General features: G+C 68.1%; 18 protein-coding genes. 7 read left to right on the forward strand and 11 right to left on the reverse strand.

The genetic code is table 11. The features are described 5' to 3' along the window. The first annotated feature begins 75 nt into the window (after positions 1-75). Positions 76-1,488, forward strand: a complete 1,413-nt coding sequence (locus OHA70_RS09605; protein ID WP_328330754.1) for an aromatic amino acid lyase — start codon at positions 76-78, stop codon at positions 1,486-1,488. Here the strand turns inward: OHA70_RS09605 and OHA70_RS09610 are convergent. Then, positions 1,485-2,327, reverse strand: coding sequence for a hypothetical protein (locus OHA70_RS09610; RefSeq protein ID WP_328330756.1), 843 nt, complete (start codon positions 2,325-2,327; stop codon positions 1,485-1,487). The two genes, OHA70_RS09605 and OHA70_RS09610, sit on opposite strands and share 4 nt — an antisense overlap. Before the next feature lie 62 nt (positions 2,328-2,389). On the opposite strand from OHA70_RS09610, the gene OHA70_RS09615 reads away from it, so the two are divergent. Next, complete coding sequence (locus tag OHA70_RS09615; protein ID WP_328330758.1) at positions 2,390-3,265, forward strand: alpha/beta hydrolase; 876 nt, start codon at positions 2,390-2,392, stop codon at positions 3,263-3,265. Positions 3,266-3,268: 3 nt separating this feature from the next. Here the strand turns inward: OHA70_RS09615 and OHA70_RS09620 are convergent, their stop codons facing one another. The 7 genes from OHA70_RS09620 to kdpF are packed head-to-tail and all read right to left on the reverse strand — an operon-like array spanning position 3,269 to position 12,061. Continuing rightward, positions 3,269-4,285, reverse strand: a complete 1,017-nt coding sequence (locus OHA70_RS09620; protein WP_328330760.1) for a magnesium and cobalt transport protein CorA — start codon at positions 4,283-4,285, stop codon at positions 3,269-3,271. Positions 4,286-4,295: 10 nt separating this feature from the next. Further along, positions 4,296-4,973, reverse strand: coding sequence for a response regulator (locus OHA70_RS09625; RefSeq protein ID WP_328330762.1), 678 nt, complete (start codon positions 4,971-4,973; stop codon positions 4,296-4,298). Beyond that, positions 4,970-7,546, reverse strand: a complete 2,577-nt coding sequence (locus OHA70_RS09630; protein WP_328330764.1) for a sensor histidine kinase — start codon at positions 7,544-7,546, stop codon at positions 4,970-4,972. Before OHA70_RS09630 ends, OHA70_RS09625 begins: the two co-directional genes overlap by 4 nt. 20 nt (positions 7,547-7,566) lie before the next feature. Continuing rightward, on the reverse strand, positions 7,567-8,214 hold the full coding sequence (locus OHA70_RS09635) for a potassium-transporting ATPase subunit C (RefSeq protein WP_328330766.1): 648 nt from the start codon (positions 8,212-8,214) through the stop codon (positions 7,567-7,569). A gap of 15 nt (positions 8,215-8,229) precedes the next feature. Continuing rightward, positions 8,230-10,314, reverse strand: coding sequence for a potassium-transporting ATPase subunit KdpB (gene kdpB, locus OHA70_RS09640; RefSeq protein ID WP_442913877.1), 2,085 nt, complete (start codon positions 10,312-10,314; stop codon positions 8,230-8,232). After that, a complete protein-coding gene (gene kdpA / locus OHA70_RS09645; protein WP_328330768.1) occupies positions 10,311-11,972 on the reverse strand; it encodes a potassium-transporting ATPase subunit KdpA in 1,662 nt (553 codons plus the stop codon). The genes kdpB and kdpA overlap by 4 nt, the downstream gene beginning before the upstream one ends. After that, positions 11,972-12,061, reverse strand: a complete 90-nt coding sequence (gene kdpF, locus OHA70_RS09650) for a K(+)-transporting ATPase subunit F (RefSeq protein WP_137256202.1) — start codon at positions 12,059-12,061, stop codon at positions 11,972-11,974. The genes kdpA and kdpF overlap by 1 nt, the downstream gene beginning before the upstream one ends. 264 nt (positions 12,062-12,325) lie before the next feature. Here kdpF and OHA70_RS09655 point away from each other — a divergent pair, with 264 nt between their 5' ends. Beyond that, entirely contained in the window at positions 12,326-12,964 is a 639-nt protein-coding gene (locus OHA70_RS09655) for a hypothetical protein (protein ID WP_328330773.1), read from the forward strand. Between the two features lie 9 nt (positions 12,965-12,973). On the opposite strand, the gene OHA70_RS09660 is transcribed toward OHA70_RS09655, so the two are convergent. Next, positions 12,974-13,369: a RidA family protein gene (locus OHA70_RS09660; RefSeq protein ID WP_328330775.1), complete on the reverse strand. Its 396-nt coding sequence runs from the start codon at positions 13,367-13,369 to the stop codon at positions 12,974-12,976. A 115-nt stretch (positions 13,370-13,484) separates the two neighbouring features. Between OHA70_RS09660 and OHA70_RS09665 the strand changes: the two genes are divergently transcribed. The 3 genes from OHA70_RS09665 to OHA70_RS09675 all read left to right on the forward strand — a co-directional run bounded on the left by OHA70_RS09665 (position 13,485) and on the right by OHA70_RS09675 (position 15,941). After that, entirely contained in the window at positions 13,485-14,597 is a 1,113-nt protein-coding gene (locus tag OHA70_RS09665; RefSeq protein WP_328330777.1) for a TIGR03118 family protein, read from the forward strand. Between the two features lie 89 nt (positions 14,598-14,686). After that, complete coding sequence (locus OHA70_RS09670) at positions 14,687-14,896, forward strand: hypothetical protein (RefSeq protein WP_328330779.1); 210 nt, start codon at positions 14,687-14,689, stop codon at positions 14,894-14,896. Further along, complete coding sequence (locus tag OHA70_RS09675) at positions 14,889-15,941, forward strand: hypothetical protein (RefSeq protein ID WP_328330781.1); 1,053 nt, start codon at positions 14,889-14,891, stop codon at positions 15,939-15,941. The genes OHA70_RS09670 and OHA70_RS09675 overlap by 8 nt, the downstream gene beginning before the upstream one ends. Here OHA70_RS09675 and OHA70_RS09680 read toward each other — a convergent pair. Together OHA70_RS09680 and OHA70_RS09685 are read right to left on the reverse strand one after the other, a co-directional pair. Beyond that, positions 15,931-16,809 (reverse strand): bifunctional helix-turn-helix transcriptional regulator/GNAT family N-acetyltransferase, encoded by an 879-nt coding sequence (locus OHA70_RS09680; protein WP_328330783.1) that lies wholly within the window; start codon positions 16,807-16,809, stop codon positions 15,931-15,933. The two genes, OHA70_RS09675 and OHA70_RS09680, sit on opposite strands and share 11 nt — an antisense overlap. Positions 16,810-17,717: 908 nt before the next feature. After that, complete coding sequence (locus tag OHA70_RS09685; protein ID WP_328330785.1) at positions 17,718-18,536, reverse strand: class I SAM-dependent methyltransferase; 819 nt, start codon at positions 18,534-18,536, stop codon at positions 17,718-17,720. A 213-nt stretch (positions 18,537-18,749) separates the two neighbouring features. On the opposite strand from OHA70_RS09685, the gene OHA70_RS09690 reads away from it, so the two are divergent. After that, on the forward strand, positions 18,750-20,261 hold the full coding sequence (locus OHA70_RS09690; RefSeq protein WP_328330788.1) for an HNH endonuclease signature motif containing protein: 1,512 nt from the start codon (positions 18,750-18,752) through the stop codon (positions 20,259-20,261). Positions 20,262-20,510 lie beyond the last annotated feature (249 nt).

Below are 20,510 nucleotides of genomic sequence, written 5' to 3' on the forward strand. Positions count from 1 at the left end.
CGAATCTCAGACAGATGCTGCTCGGCGGTACTACGTGCGCTGAGTCACAGGACTCACACTGGGCGGGTGGAGCCGGTGGAGATTGTCGGGGCGGGACTGTCGCCCCTGGATGCGGTAGCGCTGGGCCAGCGCCGGACGGCCGTGCGGCTGGGCGACAGCGCCCGCAAACGGATGGCCGATTCCGCCGAGGCGGTCGCCGAAGTCGCCTTGCGCCAACCGGTCTATGGCCGTACCACCGGAGTCGGCGCCAACAGGGACGTACTCACGTCCGACCCCCAGCATGGAGCCCGGCTGCTCGCTTCACACTCGACGACCGGCACAACGTCGTACCCGAAGGATGTCGTCCGGCTCGGACTCCTGATCCGGGTCAACCAGCTGGCTTCGGGTGGCTCCGGACTCCAACCCGAGGTGGCCGACGCGATCGTCGCGCTGCTCAACGATGACGAGTTGCCCGATCTCCACCGAGGTGGCGCCATTGGCACCGGCGATCTCGGTGCGCTGGCGGAGCTCGGACTCGCACTCGGCGATGTCATCGACGGCACCAGCGCACTCCCCTTGCTGTCCAGCAACGCGATCACCCTCGCCGAATGCTGTCTGGCCTTTGTCGAGGCGGCGACCCTGATCAACGTCGTACCGCTGGTCGGTGGGCTCTCGCATGTCGCCCTTCGCGGCAATGCCGAGGTCTACGACGAGCGCGTCCACGCAGCCCGTCCGCAACCTGGTCAGGTCCGGGTGGCCCGCCGAATGCGCGGGCTCCTCGACGAGTTGCCGATCCCGCCGGCCCGCGTGCAGGACCCCTTTGGTCTGCGGGCCTTCGCCCAGGTACTCGGCCCAGCCGTTGACCATGTCGATGCCTTGGGCAACGCATTGGCAATCGACATCAACGCCTCCGCGGAGAACCCGCTGGTGGCCGGCGACACCGTGCTGCACAACGGTAACTGGCACGCGATGCCGATCGCGCTCGCGCTCGACTCACTCCGGCTCAGCCTGCACTCGGTCGCCACGCTGTCCACGTCCCGGGTCGCGAACCTGGTCGACCCCGACTTCACCGGCCTGAGCCGGTTCTTGGCCAGCGGCGCCGAGGCGAGTTCGGGCGTGATGATGATCGAGTACGTCGCCCACGACGCGCTCGCCTCGGTCCGCTCGACGGCACAGCCCGCGACGCTCGGTACGGCGACTCTCTCCCGGGGCGCCGAGCACCACGCGAGCTTTGCGCCGCAGGCCGCAGTACTGACCGGGTCGCTGCTGGATGCGCTCCGGGATGTGTTGGCGTGCGAGCTGGTGACGGCGGTACGGGCCGCACGGCTGGCCGGAATCCACCCGGAGAAGCTGGCGCCGGCCGCGATCGGGCCTTGGCTGGCCGATGCGCTGGCGGCGCTTCCCGACGTACTGGCCGACCGCTCCCTGCGCGACGACCTGGAGATCGCCCGTGGTCTGTTGACCCAGTGGGGCGATCGCCAAGTCGAGCATCCTGCCGAGGCGGGCTAGAGCCTGCCGTAGGCCTTCAGGGTCCTGAGGGCCCCGACCGTCACGATGCCGCGGTACTCGAGGGTCGCGGCGACGCCCGGCGGTTCCCAGGTGATCGCCCAGCCGCCGTCTTCCTGCTGGTCGGCGACCAGCCGGTCGAGATGGCCCTCGATCTGCTCGTCGGTGAAGAGTTGCCGCCAGAAGCTGTCCGGTGTCGGCGCGAACTGCAGCGGCGTCACCCCGTACTCCGGATCGGCCGCGTCGGCGCGGTAGAAACCGAGCTTCGGCAGCCACTCCTTCACCGCGGCCACATCGGGTGACGACGTGTGTTCGAGGAACTCCAGCGACTCGTGCATCCCGTGCGCATCCTCCGGGAACCCCTTGGCCAACTCGCTCGCACACCAGGCGGCGGCCTGATCGCGCCACGGGTGCTCGAAGCCCATCGTCTGCAACCGTCCGACCAGCCCGGCAGTCGGGTTGAGCGCCGGCACATAGGTCCACTCGGACATGTGCTCGGCTCGCGGATACCCCTCGATCGCCGGGGAGGCCAGCGAGACGGCGCCCTCCTCGGTCGCCACCGATTGCAGCCAGTCGCAGGCTCGGCGTACCAGGTCGTCGTCACGAATGCCTGCGGCAAGCAGTACGTCGAAGGCCGTCTCCACATCGAGCCCCGTACTGTCCGGACACCGCTTGTCGGGCTCCAACCCGTGCCCGAACCCGCCATCCGCGTTCTGATAGCCGCGCAGCGCGTCCACCACCCCGCCCGGATCGGCACCCTCGAACAACGTCGCGAACAACCGCCGCTCCACCAACCGCGCATCGCGCCGGACGAACTCCCGTGCCGCCTCGAAAATCTCCATGCCCCCAACAGTGCCCCGTCGAGCCCTCCCCAGTCTTGAAGAAATCGGCCATGATCCCAGCCATGACTGACGACGATGTGCTCGACGAGCGCCTGATCCGCCCGGACGGTCGGACCGTGGCCTGGACCCGAACCGGCAAGGGCAAGCCGGTACTGCGCCTGCCCGGCACCCCTGGGTCGCGCTGGAGCATCCGAGCCGACCGGGGACTGTGGAACGAGCGTGGGCTGCAGACGATCACCACCGAGCGACCGGGATTCGGGGCGTCGAGTCGGCTGGCGGGGCGTAAGTACCGGGAGCACTCGGACGACTTGGCCGCGATCCTGGATCACCTTGAGCTGGACCGGGTCTATCTGACCGGCGGCAGCGGCGGCGGACCGCACGTGCTGGCGTTCGCGGCGCATCATCCGGACCGGGTGATCGCCGCGACGATCACCGTCGGGTTCCCGCAGCTGAACGACGACGAGTACGACCAGATGATCCCGTTCAACACGACAGCCTTCCGGCTCGCCCGGGACGGTGAGGAGCAGGCCCTGCGCGAGCAGCTGGCCGGCGCCTACGAGGTGGTCAAGACGGCACCGCTGGCCCCGCTCGACGCTGCGATGGCGACGGCGCCGCCATCCGACCTCGCGGTGATGAGCGATCCGAGCTGGCGAGCCGGTCAGGAGCGCGCGACCGCGGAGGCCTTCGCCCTGGGCATGGACGGCTGGTACGACGAGATGCTCGCGATGGGCGGCGAGTGGACCGACATCGACCTGACCGCGATCAAGACCAGCCTGACCTGGTGGCACGGACCGACCGACCGCAACTGCCCGTACGCCGCGGCCGAACGGCTGGTCAACAAGTTGCCGACGGCAACACTCAGACCGCTCGACGCCGGCCACTTCGAACCGTACAAACGCGAAGGCGACATCCTCGACGAGCTGCTCAGCCGGGGCTAGACACTAGAGCCAACCGCGGTATTTGAAAGCTCGGTGGAGGCCGAAGCCGACGAGGAGCATCAGGAGGATGGCGAAGGGGTAGCCGACCTGCCAGTGCAGCTCGGGCATGTGGGTGAAGTTCATCCCGTAGATCGAGGCGACCAGGGTCGGGGCGAAGAGGATGGCGGCCCATGAGGAGATGCGTTTGACCTCCTCGTTCTGCCGCAGGCTCAGCTCGGACAGCCGCTGGGTCTCCTCGTTCTGGCGCTGGCCGACCATGGTCGCGTTCACGCCGATCAGGTTGATCAGCAGCACTTTGAAGCCGGCCGCCTGGTCGACCACCCGCTCGACATGGTCCGCGACGTCGCGCAGATAGCGCTGCAGCTCCAGCCCGATGCCGTACTTCTCCGCGCCCAGCCGTAGATCCGCGATCATCCCCGGCAGCGACTGGGTCGCGCGGATGAACCTGACGACCTCCCGCAGCAGCTCGTAGATCCGCCGCGACACCTCCGGATCGGCGCCGAAGACCTGGTCCTCGATCTCGTCGATGTCACCCTGCAGCCCGTCGATCACCGGCTGGTACTCGTCGACCACCTGGTCGAGGATCGCGTAGAGGACGGCCTCCGGACCGAGCTTCAGCAGCTCGGGCGTCTCCTCCATCCGCTTGCGGACCAGGCCGAGATCGGGCGATTCGGCATGCCGGACGGTGACGACGAAATCCTTGCCGGTGAAGACATGCAGCTCCCCGAACTCGACCCGCTCGACGTCGTCGAGGTAGCGGGCGGAGCGCAGTACGGTGAAGAGCACGTCGCCGTACCGCTCCAGCTTGGGCCGTTGATGCGCGGAGATCGTGTCGTCGACCGCGAGCCGGTGGATGCCGAACTCGGCGGCGACAGACTCGATCTCGAGCGGATCCGGCCGGTACAACCCGATCCAGCCCATCCCATGCCTCTCGCGGAGCAGCTCGTACGTCTCCTCAAGGGTGTCCGGCTCACACGATCGATGCCCGTCCACGTAGACGGCGTTGTCGACGATCGCCATCTGAGCCTCCTCAGGGTTCGAAGCGGTAGCCCATGCCGGGTTCAGTGAGCAGGTGGACAGGTCTGGCCGGGTCGGCCTCGAGTTTTCGGCGGAGCTGGCCCATGTAGAAGCGCAGGTTGCCGCTCGCCGTCTCGTAACCGGGCCCCCAGACCTCGGTGAGCAGCTGCCGCTGGGACATCAACTTGCCGGGATGCCGGATCAGCACCTCCAGCAGATGCCACTCGGTCGGCGTCAGCCGGACATCCTCGCCGGACTCCAGCGTCACTCGCTTCGCCGACAGATCCACCTGGGCGCCACCGACCGTCACGACCGGCTGGTCCTGCGCGAGGTTGCTGCGCCGCAGTACTGCGCGCATCCGCGCCAGCAGCTCGTCGATGCCGAACGGCTTGGTCACGTAGTCGTCCGCGCCCGCGTCGAGCGCCTCGACCTTGTCCGTACTGTCGGTCCGCCCGGAAAGCACCAGGATCGGCGCCTCCGTCCAGCCGCGCAGCCCGCGAATCACGTCGACACCATCGAAGTCGGGCAGCCCGAGGTCGAGAATGACCAGGTCAGGCGGGTACTGCGCGGCCACCTTGAGCGCCGCCGTCCCACTGCCCGCGACGTGCACCTCGTACCGCCGCGCCTTCAGGTTGATCTGCAACGCCCGCACGATCTGCGGTTCGTCGTCGACCACCAGGATCCTGGTCATGACTGCCCCTCCGCCGCGGACCGCTCACGGCTGCCCGGTACCGGCGCGTCGGCCGCCTTCAAGGTTGCCACTGGCAACGAAACGACCATGGTGAGACCGCCGCCCGGCGTGTCCTCCGGCTGCAGCGAACCGTGCATCGCCTCGGCCAGTCCGCGGGCCAGCGCGAGCCCGAGCCCGACGCCGGTGGTGTTGTCGGTGTCGCCGAGCCGCTGGAACGGCGCGAACACCCGGTCCCGCTCCTCGCGCGGGATGCCCGGCCCGCGGTCGACCACCCGGATCTCGACGATGTCACCGAGCGAGCTTCCGGTGAGCAGCGGCGGCCGCCCGGCCGGCGAGTACCGCACCGCGTTGGCCAGCAGGTTGGCGATGACCCGCTCCAGCAGCGCCGGGTCCGCCTCGACCAACGGCAGTGTGTGCGGGATGTCGACGATGACCTCGGTAGCGTCGCCGAGCTCGGCGAGCGCACCTGGCATGATCTCGTCGAGCGCCATCGGCCTCGGGAACACCGGCAGTACTCCGGCCTGCAACCGGCTCAGGTCGAGCAGGTTGTCCACCAGCCGAGTCAGCCGGTCGAGCGATTCGTCGGCCGTCTCGAGCAACTCGTCCCGCTCCTCGTCGGTCCAGTCGACGTCCGAGCTGCGCAGGCTGGTGACCGACGCCTTGGCCGACGCGAGAGGGGACCGCAGGTCGTGGCCGACCGCGCGGAGGAGGGCAGTACGGAGCTTGTCGGCCTCGGCGAGTGGCTTGGCCTCAGCGGCGGCTTCGCTCAGCCGGGCCTTGTCGACGAGGGCTGCCGCGTGGGCTGCGAAGGCTCCCACCAAACGGCGTTCGTCCGCGGCCAGGGAGCGGCCTTGCAGGACGAGTACTAGGTCATCGCGACCGGGGATTTCCGCATCTCCGTCCTCCGGGCGCCGACAGGTCGGAGTACCGGCTGAGGCCAGCGGGCGCCAGGTTTCGGTCAGCTCGTCGGTGTCGACGCGTTCCATCAGGCAGGCGCTGGTCATCCCGAATGCTTCGCGGACTCGCTCGAGCAATGCGGGGAGGGCGGTTTCTCCGCGGAGTACGGAGCCTGCCAGGGTCGCCAGCGTCTCGGACTCGGCTGCCGACCGCGCGGCCTGGCGCGTACGCCGGGCCGCCCGGTCGACCACCGACGAGACGAGCGCCGCGATCAGCACGAAGATGCCCAGCGCGAGCGCATTGTTCGGCTCGGTGATCGTGAAGGACCGCTTCGGTGGGGTGAAGAACCAGTTCAGCACCAAGGTGCCCGCGATCGCGGTCAGCAGAGCCGGCCACAACCCGCCGACCAGGGCCACCACGACGACGGCGAACAGGAAAGCGAGCACGTTGCTGGTCAGGTTGAGCCTGTCGTCGCCGATGCTGAACAGGAAGGCGAACAGCGGCGGCAGGACGATCGCGAGCATGAACCCGTAGATCAGCCGCCGGCGCGACAGACTGCCGTGCACCCGGGGCAACCGGCCACGGCCCATCTCCGCGTGCGTGACGATGTGGACGTCGATATCGCCCGACTCACGAATCGCGCTGGACCCGATGCCCGGGCCGGTGAACAGCGCGGTCAGCCGGGAACGGCGGCTACCGCCGAGCACCAGCTGGGTGGCGTTCTCGGCGCGGGCGAAGGACAGCAGCGCGTCGGGGATGTCCTCGCCGACGACCTGGTGGTACGTACCACCGAGGCTCTCGACCAGGGCGCGTTGCTGGGCCAGTGCGGTCGGGTTGGCGCCGGTCAGCCCGTCGGAGCGGGTGATATGGACGGCGAGGAGGTCCCCGCCGGAGGAGCGGGCGGCGATGCGGGCGGCACGCCGGATCAGGGTCTCGCCTTCGGGTCCGCCGGTGAGCGCGACGACAACCCGCTCGCGCGCCTCCCAGGTGGAGTCGATGTCATGCTGCGAACGGTACTGCTGCAGGCCCGCGTCGACCCGGTCGGCGAGCCAGAGCAGCGCGAGTTCGCGCAGGGCGGACAGGTTGCCGACCCGGAAGTAGTTGCCCAGGGCAGCGTCGATCTTGTCCGCGGCGTAGACGTTGCCGTGCGCCATCCGGCGGCGCAGCGCCTCCGGGGTCATGTCGACCAGCTCGATCTGGTCCGCGGCCCGGACCACCCGGTCGGGCACGGTCTCCTGCTGCGGTACGCCGGTGATCTTCTCGACGACGTCGTTGATCGACTCCAGGTGCTGGATGTTGACCGCCGAGATCACGTCGACCCCGGCGGTCAGCAATGCGTCGATGTCCTCCCAGCGCTTGGCGTTCCGGCTGCCCGGAACGTTGCTGTGGGCAAGCTCGTCGACAATCGCCACCTCCGGCCGGCGGGCCAGTACTGCGTCCAGGTCCATCTCGGTGAAGCTGGCGCCGCGGTAGTCGATGATTTTGCGCGGCACCACCTCGAGGCCGTCGAGCATGGCGGCGGTGTGCTCGCGGCCGTGCGTCTCGACGTACCCGATCACGATGTCCGTACCGCGCTCACGCCGGCGCTGCGCCTCGCCCAGCATCTTGTAGGTCTTGCCGACGCCGGGCGCGGCACCCAAGTAGATCCTCAGGTGCCCGCGACCGCTTCTACTCATACCCTCATCGTCTCAGTTGTCTACTTCTGGGCAGCCAGGTCGGCGTTCAGGGTGACCACGTTCACCGTGGGCTCCCCGAGGAAGCCGAGCGTCCGCCCCTTGGTGTTGTCCTTCACCAACTGTTGCACCTTGGCGACGTCGAGCCCACGCTCCCGGGCAACCCGGTTCACCTGCAGCGCGGCGTACGCGGGGCTGATCGCCGGATCGAGGCCGGAACCGCTGGCCGTCAACGCGTCCGGCGGCACCTGGGACGGGTCGACACCCTCGAGTTCGGCGACCGTCTTGCGACGCTCCGCGATCAGGCCCTCCAGGTCCTTGTTGTTCGGCCCGTACTGCGACCCGGCGCTACCCGCCGCGTCGTAGTCGACCGCCGACGGCCTGGTCTGGAACCACAGCGGGTCGGCGACCATCACCGGCTTGCCGTCCGAGTCGACCTCGGGCTTGCCGTCCTTGGTCGCCTGCTTCGTGTACGCCTGACCGATCAGGTCGGAGGCGACGTCCTTGCCGTTGACCTGGATGACCGAGCCGTTGGCGTTGTCGTGGAACAGGGCCTGGGCGGCGCCGGTCATCGTCAGCGGGTAGATCACCCCCAGGCCGATCGTGAAGACCGCGATTGCCCGCGTTGCGACCCCGAACTGACGGAAAGTCGCGGGAAGTCTGCTGGACATTGTTTTCTATCCTTCTCAGCCGATGCCCGGGATGAGCGAGATCAGCAGGTCGATGAGTTTGATGCCGATGAACGGGGTGATCAGCCCGCCGACGCCGTAGATCAGCAGGTTGCGGCGCAGCATCGCCGACGCGGACGACGGCTTGTACTGCACCCCGCGCAGCGCCAATGGCACCAGCGCGATGATCACCAACGCGTTGAAGATGACCGCGGACAGGATCGCCGACTCGGCCGAGTCCAGCCGCATGATGTTGAGCTTGTCCAGCCCCGGGTAGGCCGCCGCGAACAGGGCCGGCAGGATCGCGAAGTACTTGGCCACGTCGTTCGCGATCGAGAACGTGGTCAACGAGCCCCGGGTGATCAGCAACTGCTTGCCGATCTCGACGATCTCGATCAGCTTGGTCGGGTTGGAGTCGAGGTCGACCATGTTGCCGGCCTCCTTGGCGGCCGACGTGCCGCTGTTCATCGCGACGCCGACATCGGCCTGCGCGAGCGCCGGAGCGTCGTTGGTACCGTCACCGGTCATCGCGACCAGCCGGCCACCCTCCTGCTCCTTCTTGATCAGCGCCATCTTGTCCTCGGGCGTCGCCTCGGCCAGGAAGTCGTCGACCCCGGCCTCCTCGGCGATCGCCTTCGCCGTCAACTGGTTGTCACCGGTGATCATCACGGTCCGGATGCCCATCGCGCGCATCTGGTCGAAGCGCTCGCGCATCCCTTCCTTGACGACGTCCTTGAGGTGGATGACACCCAGCGGACGGGCCACGCCGTTGTTGCTCTCAGCCACTACCAGCGGAGTCCCGCCGGAGGCGGAGATGCCGTCGACGATCTCGCCCAGGGCATCGTCCCCAGCGCCGCCCTGGCTATGGATCCAGGCGTTGACCGCACCGGCCGCACCCTTGCGAACCTGGCGGCCGTCGACGTCGACACCGCTCATCCGCGTCTGCGCGGTGAACTCGACGAAGGTCGCGTGCGGCAGCTCACCGGTGTGCCGCTCCCGCAGCTCGTACTTCGTTTTGGCGAGCACCACGATCGAGCGGCCCTCGGGCGTCTCGTCGGCCAGGCTGGACAGCTGCGCCGCGTCCGCCAACTGGGTCTCGGTCACCCCCTCTACGGGGATGAACTCCGATGCCTGCCGGTTGCCCAGCGTGATCGTGCCGGTCTTGTCGAGCAGCAGCGTGTTCACGTCACCGGCCGCCTCGACCGCGCGGCCGGACATCGCCAGCACGTTGCGCTGGACCAGCCGGTCCATACCGGCGATACCGATCGCAGACAGCAGCGCGCCGATCGTGGTCGGGATCAGACAGACCAGCAGCGCCACCAGGACGACGATGTCGAGGTCGATGCCCGCGTACTTCGCGAACGGCGGCAGCGTCACGGTCGCCATCAGGAACACGATCGTCAGGCTGGCGAGCAGGATGTTCAGCGCGATCTCGTTCGGCGTCTTCTGCCGCGAGGCGCCCTCGACCAGCGCGATCATCCGGTCGATGAAGCTCTCACCGGGCTTGGTGGTGATCTTCACGATGATCCGGTCCGACAGCACCTTCGTACCGCCGGTGACCGCGCTCCTGTCGCCGCCGGACTCCCGGATCACGGGCGCCGACTCACCGGTGATGGCCGACTCGTCCACGCTCGCGACGCCCTCGATCACGTCCCCGTCGCCGGGGATGATCTGGCCGGCCTCGACGACCACGAGGTCACCGAGCTGCAGCGAAGCGGCCGGTACCTCCTGCTCGCTCAGCCGGTCCGCGGACAGCTTGCGGGCACTCGTCTCGGTCTTCGCCCGGCGCAGCGTGGCCGCCTGGGCCTTGCCGCGTCCCTCGGCGACCGCTTCCGCGAGGTTGGCGAACAGTACGGTCAGCCAGAGCCAGACGACGATCCACCAGACGAACACGCTGGAGTCGGTGAAGGCGAGGACCGTGGAGGCGAGTGCGCCCACCTCGACCACGAACATCACCGGGTTCTTCACCATCACCCGCGGATCGAGCTTGCGCAGCGCGTCCGGCAGCGAGGTGAGCAGCATCTTCGGATCGAACAGACCCGACGAGGCCTTCTTGGGGATTGCCTCCGCCTTGGGTGCGGGCGGCCTTACTAGCGTGGTCACAGTCCCTCCGCGAGGGGTCCTAGAGTCAAAGCAGGGAAGTAGGTCAGGCCGGTCACGATGATCACGACGCCGACGAGCATCGTCACGAACAGGGCCTTGTGGGTGGGCAGCGTGCCCTCGTTGACGGGCACCGGCTGCTGCCGGGCGAACGACCCGGCCAGGGCGAGCACGATGACGATCGGCACGAACCGGCCGAGCAGCATCACCAGCCCGAGAGCCGTGTTGTAGAAGGGGATGTTCGCGCTGATACCGCCGAACGCGCTGCCGTTGTTGTTACCGGCCGAGGTGAACGCGTAGAGCACCTCGGAGAACCCGTGCGGGCTGTCCGTGTTGAAGATCGAGGCTCTGGCCGTGGCCAGCCCCATCGCGAGCGCCGACCCGACGAGCACCAGGCTCGGGGTGGCCAGGATGTAGAGCGAGACGAGCTTCATCTCGCGCGCGGTGATCTTCTTCTTCAGGTACTCCGGGGTCCGGCCGACCATCAGTCCGGCGACGAACACGGCCAGCACCGCGAGTACGAGCATGCCGTACAGGCCCGTACCGGTTCCGCCCGGACTGACCTCGCCGAGCATCATGTGGAACAGCGCCGTGCCGCCACCCAACGGGGTGAAGGAGTCGTGTGCCGAGTTGACCGCGCCGGTCGACGTACCGGTCGTCGAGCTGGCGAACAGGGCCGAGGCCCATTCGCCGAAGCGGGTCTCCTTGCCCTCCATCGCGGCGCCGGCCGCTTGCGTCGCAGTACCGGCGCCCTGGTTCTCGAAGAACGTCGCGGAGAAGGTGAAGGCGGCCCACAGGGTGCCCATCACGCCGAGGATCGCGTAGCCCTGCCGCTTGTCCTTGACCATCAGGCCGAAGGTGCGGGTCAGCGCGACCGGGATCATCAGCAGCAGGAAGATCTCGAACAGGTTGGACAGGCCGTTCGGGTTCTCGAACGGGTGCCCGGAGTTCGCGTTGTAGAAGCCACCACCGTTGGTGCCGAGCTCCTTGATGATCTCCTGGCTGGCCACCGGGCCGCCGGGAAGGTGCTGGGCCTGGCCCACCACCGAAGTGACCTCGTGACCGCCGGAGAAGTTCTGCACCACGCCCATCGCGACCAGGACCAAGGTGCCCAGGACCGCGATCGGCAGCAGGACGCGGACGACCGTGCGGGTCAGGTCGACCCAGAAGTTGCCCAGCCGGTCCGTCTTCGAGCGCGCGAAACCGCGGATCAGGGCGATCGCGACGGTGATACCGACCGCGGCCGAGAGGAAGTTCTGCACCGCGAGGCCGGCGAACTGGACCAGGTGGCCCATCGTGACCTCGGGCGAGTAGGACTGCCAGTTGGTGTTCGAGACGAAGGACGCGGCCGTGTTGAAGGCCAGTCCCTGCTCGACGTTCGGCAGCCCCAGCGAGAGCGGCAGATGCGACTGCAGTCGCTGGATCAGGTACAGGAGGATCAGTCCGACGGCGGAGAACGCCAGCAGGGACCGTGCGTACACGGCCCAGGTCTGGTCGGCCTTGGAGTCGACCCCCAGCAACTTGTACGTTCCGCGCTCGATCCGGGTGTCCTTGTCGGACGTGTAGACCCGGGCCATGTAGCCACCCAGCGGGCGGTACACGGCGGCCAGGAGCGCGACCAGCAGGCCGACCTGGAGCAGGCCGGCGGCGGTGTCGGACATCAGAACCTCTCGGGGAAGATCAGGGCGGCGATCAGGTAGAGGACCAGGGCCGCGGCCACCACGAGGCCGGCGATGTTCTCGGCGCTCACAGCTTCTCCACCCCTCGCAGCGCGAACCAGACGGTCGCGAAGGTCGCTACACACAGGGCGAGGTACAGGACATCTTTCACGGCCGGCCCCACCTCTCGGCACCTGTGTCATTTATTGGGCTCATATGCTCACTGAACTGCTTTGTTTGCGCAGTCAGGAGCGTTCTCGCAGGTCTCTCACACCCGCCCACGCAGCTCTCACACATCTCTCGCATACTTACGGCTGGTACGAGCAGCCCCCCGACCAGAGTTAAGGAAGACCGCAGTGACTGAAGTGGACAACCAGGAGTTCTCCGCCACCGGGGAGCAGTTCTTCTCCGAGGAGAGCCGCAAGGCGCTGGCCGAGGCCAGCCGCCAGCTGGCCGAACGCCTGCAGGCCCACACCGAGGCCCTGCTGGCGATGACCGGTGACGAGGACCAGAACACCCTCTACGAGCAGAACGCGGCGCTGGAGGAGCTCGTCGAGGGCTGGAACGACGCCGTCTTCGAGCACACCGGGACCGCACCGCTGCTGCTGGACGACGAGGTCGGCGAGGACGAGGACGACGAGGAGGCCGAGGAGCGGGACCAGGTGATCAGCGTGGTGTCGCGGTTCGACCTGCGGGTGGTCGACCTCGACGCGCTGCTGGAGGCCGGCAAGTCGGCGCAGGAGCGGCACCCGGCCGAGCTCGACGAGTCCGGCGAGCGGGAGCCGGTCGAGACGGCCGAGCAGGCCATCTACGAGATCAGCCGCGAGGTCGGCGAGGCGTGGTTCGAGCTGCCGGGTGTCGATCTGGTCGCCGGGGCGCGCGCGTACGTCGTACCGGAGTGGCCGTTCGAGCCGCTGGAGGCGGACGCCGAGGACGTGCTCACCGAACTGAGCGCGCCCAACGGCGCCATCACCCACGCGGAGACCTGGGCCTGACGGTCCAGCTCAGCCTGCAGCGACTGCTTCGATCTCGAGGAGCCATTCCTCGGCGTAGATGTCGCAGATGATGATCGTCAGTGCCGGGGCGTGCCGGCCGAGGATCTCTTCACGGATCTTCGAGTTGAGCGCCCGGTACTGGCGGTCGGACAGATAGGTCGTCACCTTGACCAGGTTGGCGACCCCGAGGCCGGCCTCGGCGAGGACGGCGAGGACGTTGCGCCAGACCATCCGGCACTGGTCCTCGAAGGAGTCCGGGATCTTGCCCTGGGCGTCGCCCCACGGCACCTGGCCGCTGACGAAGACGAGCCGGCCGGCCCCGTCCACCTGGACGCCATGCGTGTAGTTGCCCGTCGCGGCCGGTAACAGCCGCGGATTGAGCGGCTGGATCGAGAGTTGTGGCATCGAGTGGTCCCCCCACGTTCGCGGTTTCGCCATGTCTATCGTGCGAACGCTGAACCGGCCAGACCTTTCGCTCGTGTGGGTGGTGTTCGACTTCGCCAACCGACAGGAAAGTGTCATGTCGCTTCGCTTCAAGGGACGCCCACTCGCCGCCGCCACCGCACTCGTCGGCGGACTGGCACTGGTCGTTCCCGCCACCGCCAGCGCGCACGAGTCCTACGGTCACGACTCGCGCAACAACCTCGCCCTGCACCAGGTCAACCTGGTGTCCGACGTACCGGGCAAGGCCGCGCTGCTCGATCCCGACCTGGTCAACCCGTGGGGCCTGGCCCTCGGCGCGACGTCACCGCTGTGGGTGTCCAACCAGGGCACCTCGTCGTCGACGCTGTACTCCTCGGCCCCGGGCGCGACCACGGCGACCAAGGTGCCGACGGTCCGCGTCAACGTACCGGCCCCGACCGGACAGGTCGCCAACGCCAGTACCGGCTTCCAGCTGGCGCCTGGTGTGTCAGCCAGGTTCATCTTCTCCACCCTGACCGGGCAGATCGCCGCCTGGGGTCCGCCGGCGACGCCGTTGATCGGCGACGCCCAGATCAAGGCCACCACCCCGGGCGCGGTCTATACCGGCCTGGCGCTCGCCACCGCGACCAAGGGCGACCAGCTGTACGCCGCCGACTTCGCGCAGGGCAAGATCGACGTCTTCGACAACGCCTTCGCCCCGGTCGCGCAGCCCGCGTGGGCCTTCAAGGACAAGCATCTGCCGAAGGGCTACAGCCCGTACAACGTGCAGACGCTGAACGGCCGGATCTTCGTCGCGTACGTGAAGGTCGACCCGGTGACCCACCGCCCCGCCAGCGGTAAGGGCCTCGGCATCGTCGACGAGTACTCGGTGGACGGCAAGTTCGTCGACCGGATCGTCTCGCACGACTCGCTGAACGCGCCGTGGGGTCTGGCGATCGCGCCTGCTTCGTGGGGTAAGCAGGCCGGCGCGCTGCTGGTCGGCAACTTCGGCGACGGCCGGATCAACGTCGTCGAGGCCAAGAACCACGGGCGCTTCCAGCACAAGGTCGCGAGTCAGGTGCGCGACGCCGCGACCGGCAAGACCGTCGTCATCCCGGGGCTTTGGGCATTGCTCCCGGGTACGGCGGCAACGGGTGGCACGGACGCGATCTGGTTCTCCGCAGGGATCGCGAACGAGACGCACGGCCTGCTCGGCGTGCTCCGGAAGTGACATCTGCAGGTTGATACGGAGGTGTCTGTAAGGGGCTGAGGATGCCAGGGGGATCCTCAGCCCCCTTCCCCGTTCGTCACTTAGCGTGCATGCTGTCTCCTGGGGAAATCACTGTGGGGGTGGCGATGGCGGACGTGTACTGCCGGTGGGAACGCCGGCGCTTCGAGGACTCGGAGTTCGAGCCGGCTGACAACGGGGTGCTGGTGCATGTGGGCAGCCGCCCGCTGCACACGGTGAACGGGCGGCTGGTCGATCCGGGCGAGCTGGAAGCCGCTGACGCCGATCCGGATGATGAGTAGTCGGCTGTTGCGGCTGCCTCGTGGTCTGCCTCGACCGGCCACCAAAGAGGAACGGGCCGCCTTCTACGCTGCCCGGATAGCTGGGGCCACTGCGAAGTACGAGGCCGAGCTGGCCGAGCGGGCTGCCGTCGCCGCGGCGGCTCGGACCGAGCGGACTGCTGTGGCGACTGCGGACCGGACCGAGCGGGCTGCGGTGCTGGACGCCGATCGGGCCGAGGGCAAGGCCGATCTCGACGCCGATCGCGCGTCGGCCGCCGCGTTCAGCGACGCGATCATGACCGTCGCCAAGGGCGGGATCGATCGGGCCCGGGCGAGTGCCGAGTTCGTGCAGAAGGGCGCCACGGCGATCTTCGCGCTCTACACCGGCGCGCTGACGCTCGCCTTCTCGGTCACCGACAACCCGTTGCCGGCCCGCGGCATCCTGCCCAGCCTGTTCCTGGGGTTCGCGATTCTGCTGGCGACCGCATACCTGGCATTCCTGACCAGGGGAAACAAGGTGAAAGAGCCGGCCGACGCTTCTGGCACACCGCAGGCGCAGCTGAATCGCACCCGGACCTTCGTGGCCTGGACCAACACCAGCGTGCTCAACCGGGCACCGCTGCTGCGCTGCGCAGTCGTTGCCTTAGGCATCGGTGTGGTGTCGTTGCCGGCGCCTTTCCTGACGCCGCCTTCCCATCAGCCGGTGGCGAGCATCGTTTGCTCCACTGGTCAGGAGAAGGATCCGACGTCCGGCGCCTGTCTGGCCGCCTGGCCGAGCGTACCGACCGGCACCGCGGCGGATGCGCCGTTGCGACAGAAGCTCTACGAAGCCCAGCTCGCCGAGGTCACAGCGAGCCGCGCTTCGGCCCGGTCCGGCGCGACCGCGGCACCGGACGACACCAGCTGGGTCATCGCCGCCGCGGCGATCGGGCTGTTCCTCATCTTCGTGCCGCTTCTGCTGGCCGGTCTCGGCATCGCGTTCCGCAAGCTGTTCGGCAAGCTGAAGAACGCCGAGGCGCCCGGCTTCCTGTCGACGCTCGCCAACTTCAGTCCGTTCAAGTGGTGAGCTTCTTCTCGAACCAGTGGTGGGCGTAGGGCTCGTCGTTGAAGGCCGGTACTTCGGTGTAGCCCGCCGCCCGGTAGAGCGCGATGGCCTCGGTGAGGTTGCGGTTCGTCTCCAGTCTCAAGGCTGGGGCACCGTTGGCGGCTGCGTGGTTCTCGAGCTCGGTGAGGAGGCGGCGGCCGAGTCCGAGGCCGCGGATCTCGGGTGAGACCCACATCCGCTTGGCCTCGGCCGGTTCGTCGCCGTGGAACTTGAGGGCGCCGCAGCCGACCGGCTCGGAGTGGAGGGTCGCCACCAGGAGCAGGCCGGCTGGTGGAGTGAGTTCGTCGGTGCTGGCCGAGAGGGTGCGCGCGTGGTCGAAGCCGGCATCGAAGCGGGCGCCTAGCTCATCGAAGTACGACTGCAGGCAGTACTTCGCGTCCGGGTGCCGGGGATCGATGCTGCCGACGGTGACCGTCGAGGCGATCAGCAGGCGCTCGACCTCGGCCATCGCGGTGATCAGGCGGGCGCGCTGAGATTCGCTGAGCGGATCGAGGATCGACGCGGCCAGGTCGTCGGAGCGCTGGTCCAGGACCGTTCGCTCCTTCAGGCCCTGGGCGGTGAGCCGGGCGGTGCGGACCCGGCCGTCGTCGCCGTTCTGCTCGACCTCGACGAGGCCATCGTTCTCCAGGATGCGGAGCAGGCGGCTCAGGTACCCGGAGTCGAGATCGAGCCGGGACCGCAGCGAACGCACATCGCAGCCGTCCGGCCCGATCTCCCAGAGCACCCTGGCCTGACCCAGCGGCCGGTCGCGCGCCATATAGGTGTCACTGAGCGCGCCGATCCGCTGGGTCACCGTGCGGTTGAATCTCCTGACATCGGAAATGCTCATTCTCTGACTATAGTCAGAGAAATATCAGATCAATAGGATCCCGCCGCTGATAAGGCCGCCACTCCGTCAGATACGGATGCACAAGCCACCGAATCCGCCCCGTCTCCTCCATCCAAGTCCCCGGCGCCGGCACCCACCCCTTTGGGCCTGAATGCAGCACCCCACCCGCCCCCACCACCTGCTCCCTATCCACCGACCCCTCAACCACAAAAAACAACCACCGCCGCTTAGCCGGCGCCATCGCGGTAGGACAGCTCGCCTTCAACCGATGGTTAAGCACAGCCCCGTACTCCGCCGGCAACTCCATAACGTCAAAACCCTCAGTCACCAAAGCAATCCCCCACCTCCCCACCCCACCAACCACCCGACCTGCCGCCACCTCAGCACCCCCACCGGGCACCACTCCCGCCCCGCCCGGCTTCACCCCACCAGGCATCGCCTCAGCACCCATCCCACCGGGCACGACTCCCGCCTCCACCCCACCCGGCTCCACCCCACCCGGCTCCACCTCAGAGTCGGCCACACCACGCCCCAGCTCAGCGCCGGCAGCGCCCGGCATCGTCCCCACCCTGCGCAGTTCCGCCTCGGCGGCTGGCTCACCTGGCAGCAGGTCGGCCGTGGTCCAGTGGCGTAGTGCACCTGCGGCCAGTTCCGAGTCGTCCAGGCGGCGTCCCCTGTCAGCCGCCTGCCTCGAGCGACGGGTCCAAGGCACCACGCGACGACCTGGCTCGGGCCAGACCACAGCCGCGCGGTAGCCGTCGCGGATCACCTCGCCAGCCAGGTGTGGATCCAGACAGCTCCCACCACAGGGACAGACGCCGTCCCGCGGGATTGCGAGGGGCGCGACGGGCCAGCCGTTGGCGGCGTAGCGGACGGCTTCTTCGTGGAGCTTGCGGTGGTGGTACCGGTCAAACACGCTGACCGACCGCGAAGAGCAGCGAGCTGGCCGGGGTGAGCTCGGGGTGGCGGTCGGCTAGCCGGGAGCACTCCAGCGCGGTGTCCATCGGTGGCGGCTGCTGGAGCAGGTCGGGAAGCTCGATCTCACCGAAGTACCGGTCGATCGCGACAGTCAGCCAGCCACCCGGGCCGGTCAACCCGTGAATGGTGACGGACGCCAGACCTGCGTTGACCAGCTCGGTCCGCAGCTGGGTGGTGGTGTGGTAGACCGTCTCCGCCATCCGCTCGTTGTCCGGGCTGAACCCGGTGTCGAGAATGTCCGTCACCACCTGCTGCCGGGTCAGCAACGTGTTGGCGATCGTCGAGCCGATCAGATTCGCCGCCCGGTTGATCGCCACCACCGCGATGAACCCACCCGGCCGCACCACCCGGATCGCCTCCCGCAACGCCAGCCGCCGATCCGACGCCTCGGTCAGGTGATAGATCGGCCCCGCCAGCAACGCCGCATCGAAATGCTCGTTCTCCCAAGGCAGCCGCCGCGCATCCCCCAGCACTGCGTTGATCCCAGCCGCCGTGGCCTGCTCGATATGCCGCTCCACGGGATCCAGCAACTCGACCTCGTACCCGCGTTCCTTCAACCAGCAAGCATGTACTCCCGGCCCGCCCCCGATATCCGCCACCTCAGCCGGTGCCTCCGGCAAGTACTGCATCAACAGATGCTGCATCCGCGCCAACTCGAACCGCCCCCGCCAAGTACCCCGCAGCCGAACCTCCTCGTCACACCGCTCCGTGTAATGAACCTCAACACCAACCTGAGCCTCTGCAGTCATACCAACCACCCTGCAGACGACGCCCCCTCCACAGCAGGCCATTTCCCAGGGCACCTCAGGGGCACCTCGGGGCAGATCGCTAAGCCCTCCCTTCATCCACAGATCTCGCTTCCCTGTGGACAACCTGACCGAATCCGGCCATCCAGAAAGCCCTTATAGATAACGGGTTCCCGGCTTCGGAAACTGTCGGTGGCGGTGTCTAGGGTTGTGTCTATGGAGATCTCGCAGCTACGACCCGCGTACCTCCAGAGCGACAGTGAAGTGATCGTCACTCTGGACACGGTCGAAGCTGCCCTGAACACCCTCGGCTCCTACCGTCTCGAACTCCTCGGCGACGTCGAGTCCCGTGGTCTGGCCAAGGAACTCGACGCCCGCAACACCATCGAACTCCTCGAACTACGCCATCGCCGCGACCCCGCCGACACCCGCAGCGACCTCAAATTCCTCAAGAACCTCCCGAAGTACGAGGCCGTCGCCGCAGCCCTCGCCGTGGCCGTGGCCGTGGCCGGCGACGATCCGACCGGGCTGACCCCGGGTCACGCGAAAGTCATCGTGACCATGTTGGAGAAAGCACCCTCCACGGTGCCCGCCGAGACGCTGCGGGTCGCCGAGGAACAGATGATCGAAGCCGCCCGCCACGTCACCCCCAGCGGCCTGCGTGACTTCGGCCGCCAGGTCCTCGACCGCCTGGACACCGACGGCCCCGAACCCGCCGAAGAAGAGGCGTATCAGAACGAGAAGCTGTGGATCCGGCCCGCCGACCACGGCGTGAAGTTCGGTGGCTACCTGGCCGGCGCCAACGCCGAACTGCTCAAGACCGCGATCCACGACCTGGCCAAACCCCACCGCACCGCCGACGGCGAACTCGACCCCCGCTCCCACGAAAAGCGCCAGGCCGACGCCCTGACCACCATTCTCGACATCGCCACCGGCGCCGACCCCACCACCGGCGTCCCCGGGGTCCCGCACCTGACCGTCACCATCGACTTCACCGACCTCAAAGCACTCACCTCGGCCGCCGTCGGCGAACTCGTCTTCGGCGACAACATCTCCGCCTCCGCCGTCCGGCTCCTCGCCTGCGACGCCGCCATCCTCCCCATCGTCCTGGGGACGGATTCTCAGCCGCTGGATGTGGGGATGGAGTACCGGTTCGTCACCCGCTACATCCGCCGCGCCCTCAACCGCCGCGACAAAGGCTGCGTCATCTGCAAAGCCCCGCCCTCGCACTGCCACGCCCATCACGTCATCCACTGGATCGACGGCGGCCCCACCTCGATCACCAACCTGGTGTTGCTGTGCGGCGCCCACCACCGCGCCGTCCACGCCGGCCATTGGGCTGTCTCCATCACCAACGGCGTCGTCCGCATCACCCGCCCCAACTGGACCATCCCCACCCCGACCAACCCCAACCCCTGGCTCACCCAACTCCCCCTGAACACCACGAACCTCAACACCACCGAACCCCGCGCCGCCCACGCCTCCTCCACCAGCGCGGCGTCATGGATGGCCACCGCCTCGTCCACAGGATCAGCACCAGCCCGGTCTGCCGGCAGCACTACGCCCCACCCCGACCACCCACGCTCGCCCCACACCGCCACGGCCTTCTCCCCAGCCACCGCTTCGGTGATTTCCCCTGCAGCCGCGGGCCTGTCCTGGCTCACCCCCGAATACGCCACCACCCTCAACCCCTGGGGCGAATCCGGCACCCCCTCCACCGGCCCGTAACCCACCCGCACCACGGCCCCGGCCGTGCACGCGCCGTCCGAGACCATCAACCGGAGGCGCCAATGACGCACGCCCAACCCCAAGCAACTGGACGCTGCTGGCGTCGGTCCAGATGCGGCAGCCCCTTCATCCGGCGTGCCCGCCGTACCTCACGCACTCGCCCGCCCCCGGACCGACTGCTGCCTCGTTCTCAATAGCGCCACTCGCTGTTTCCAACACCAGCACTCATTCCTGACCCCACCGGCGCCT

Origin of the sequence: Kribbella sp. NBC_00382 (assembly GCF_036067295.1) — a bacterium.
Lineage (GTDB): Bacteria > Actinomycetota > Actinomycetes > Propionibacteriales > Kribbellaceae > Kribbella.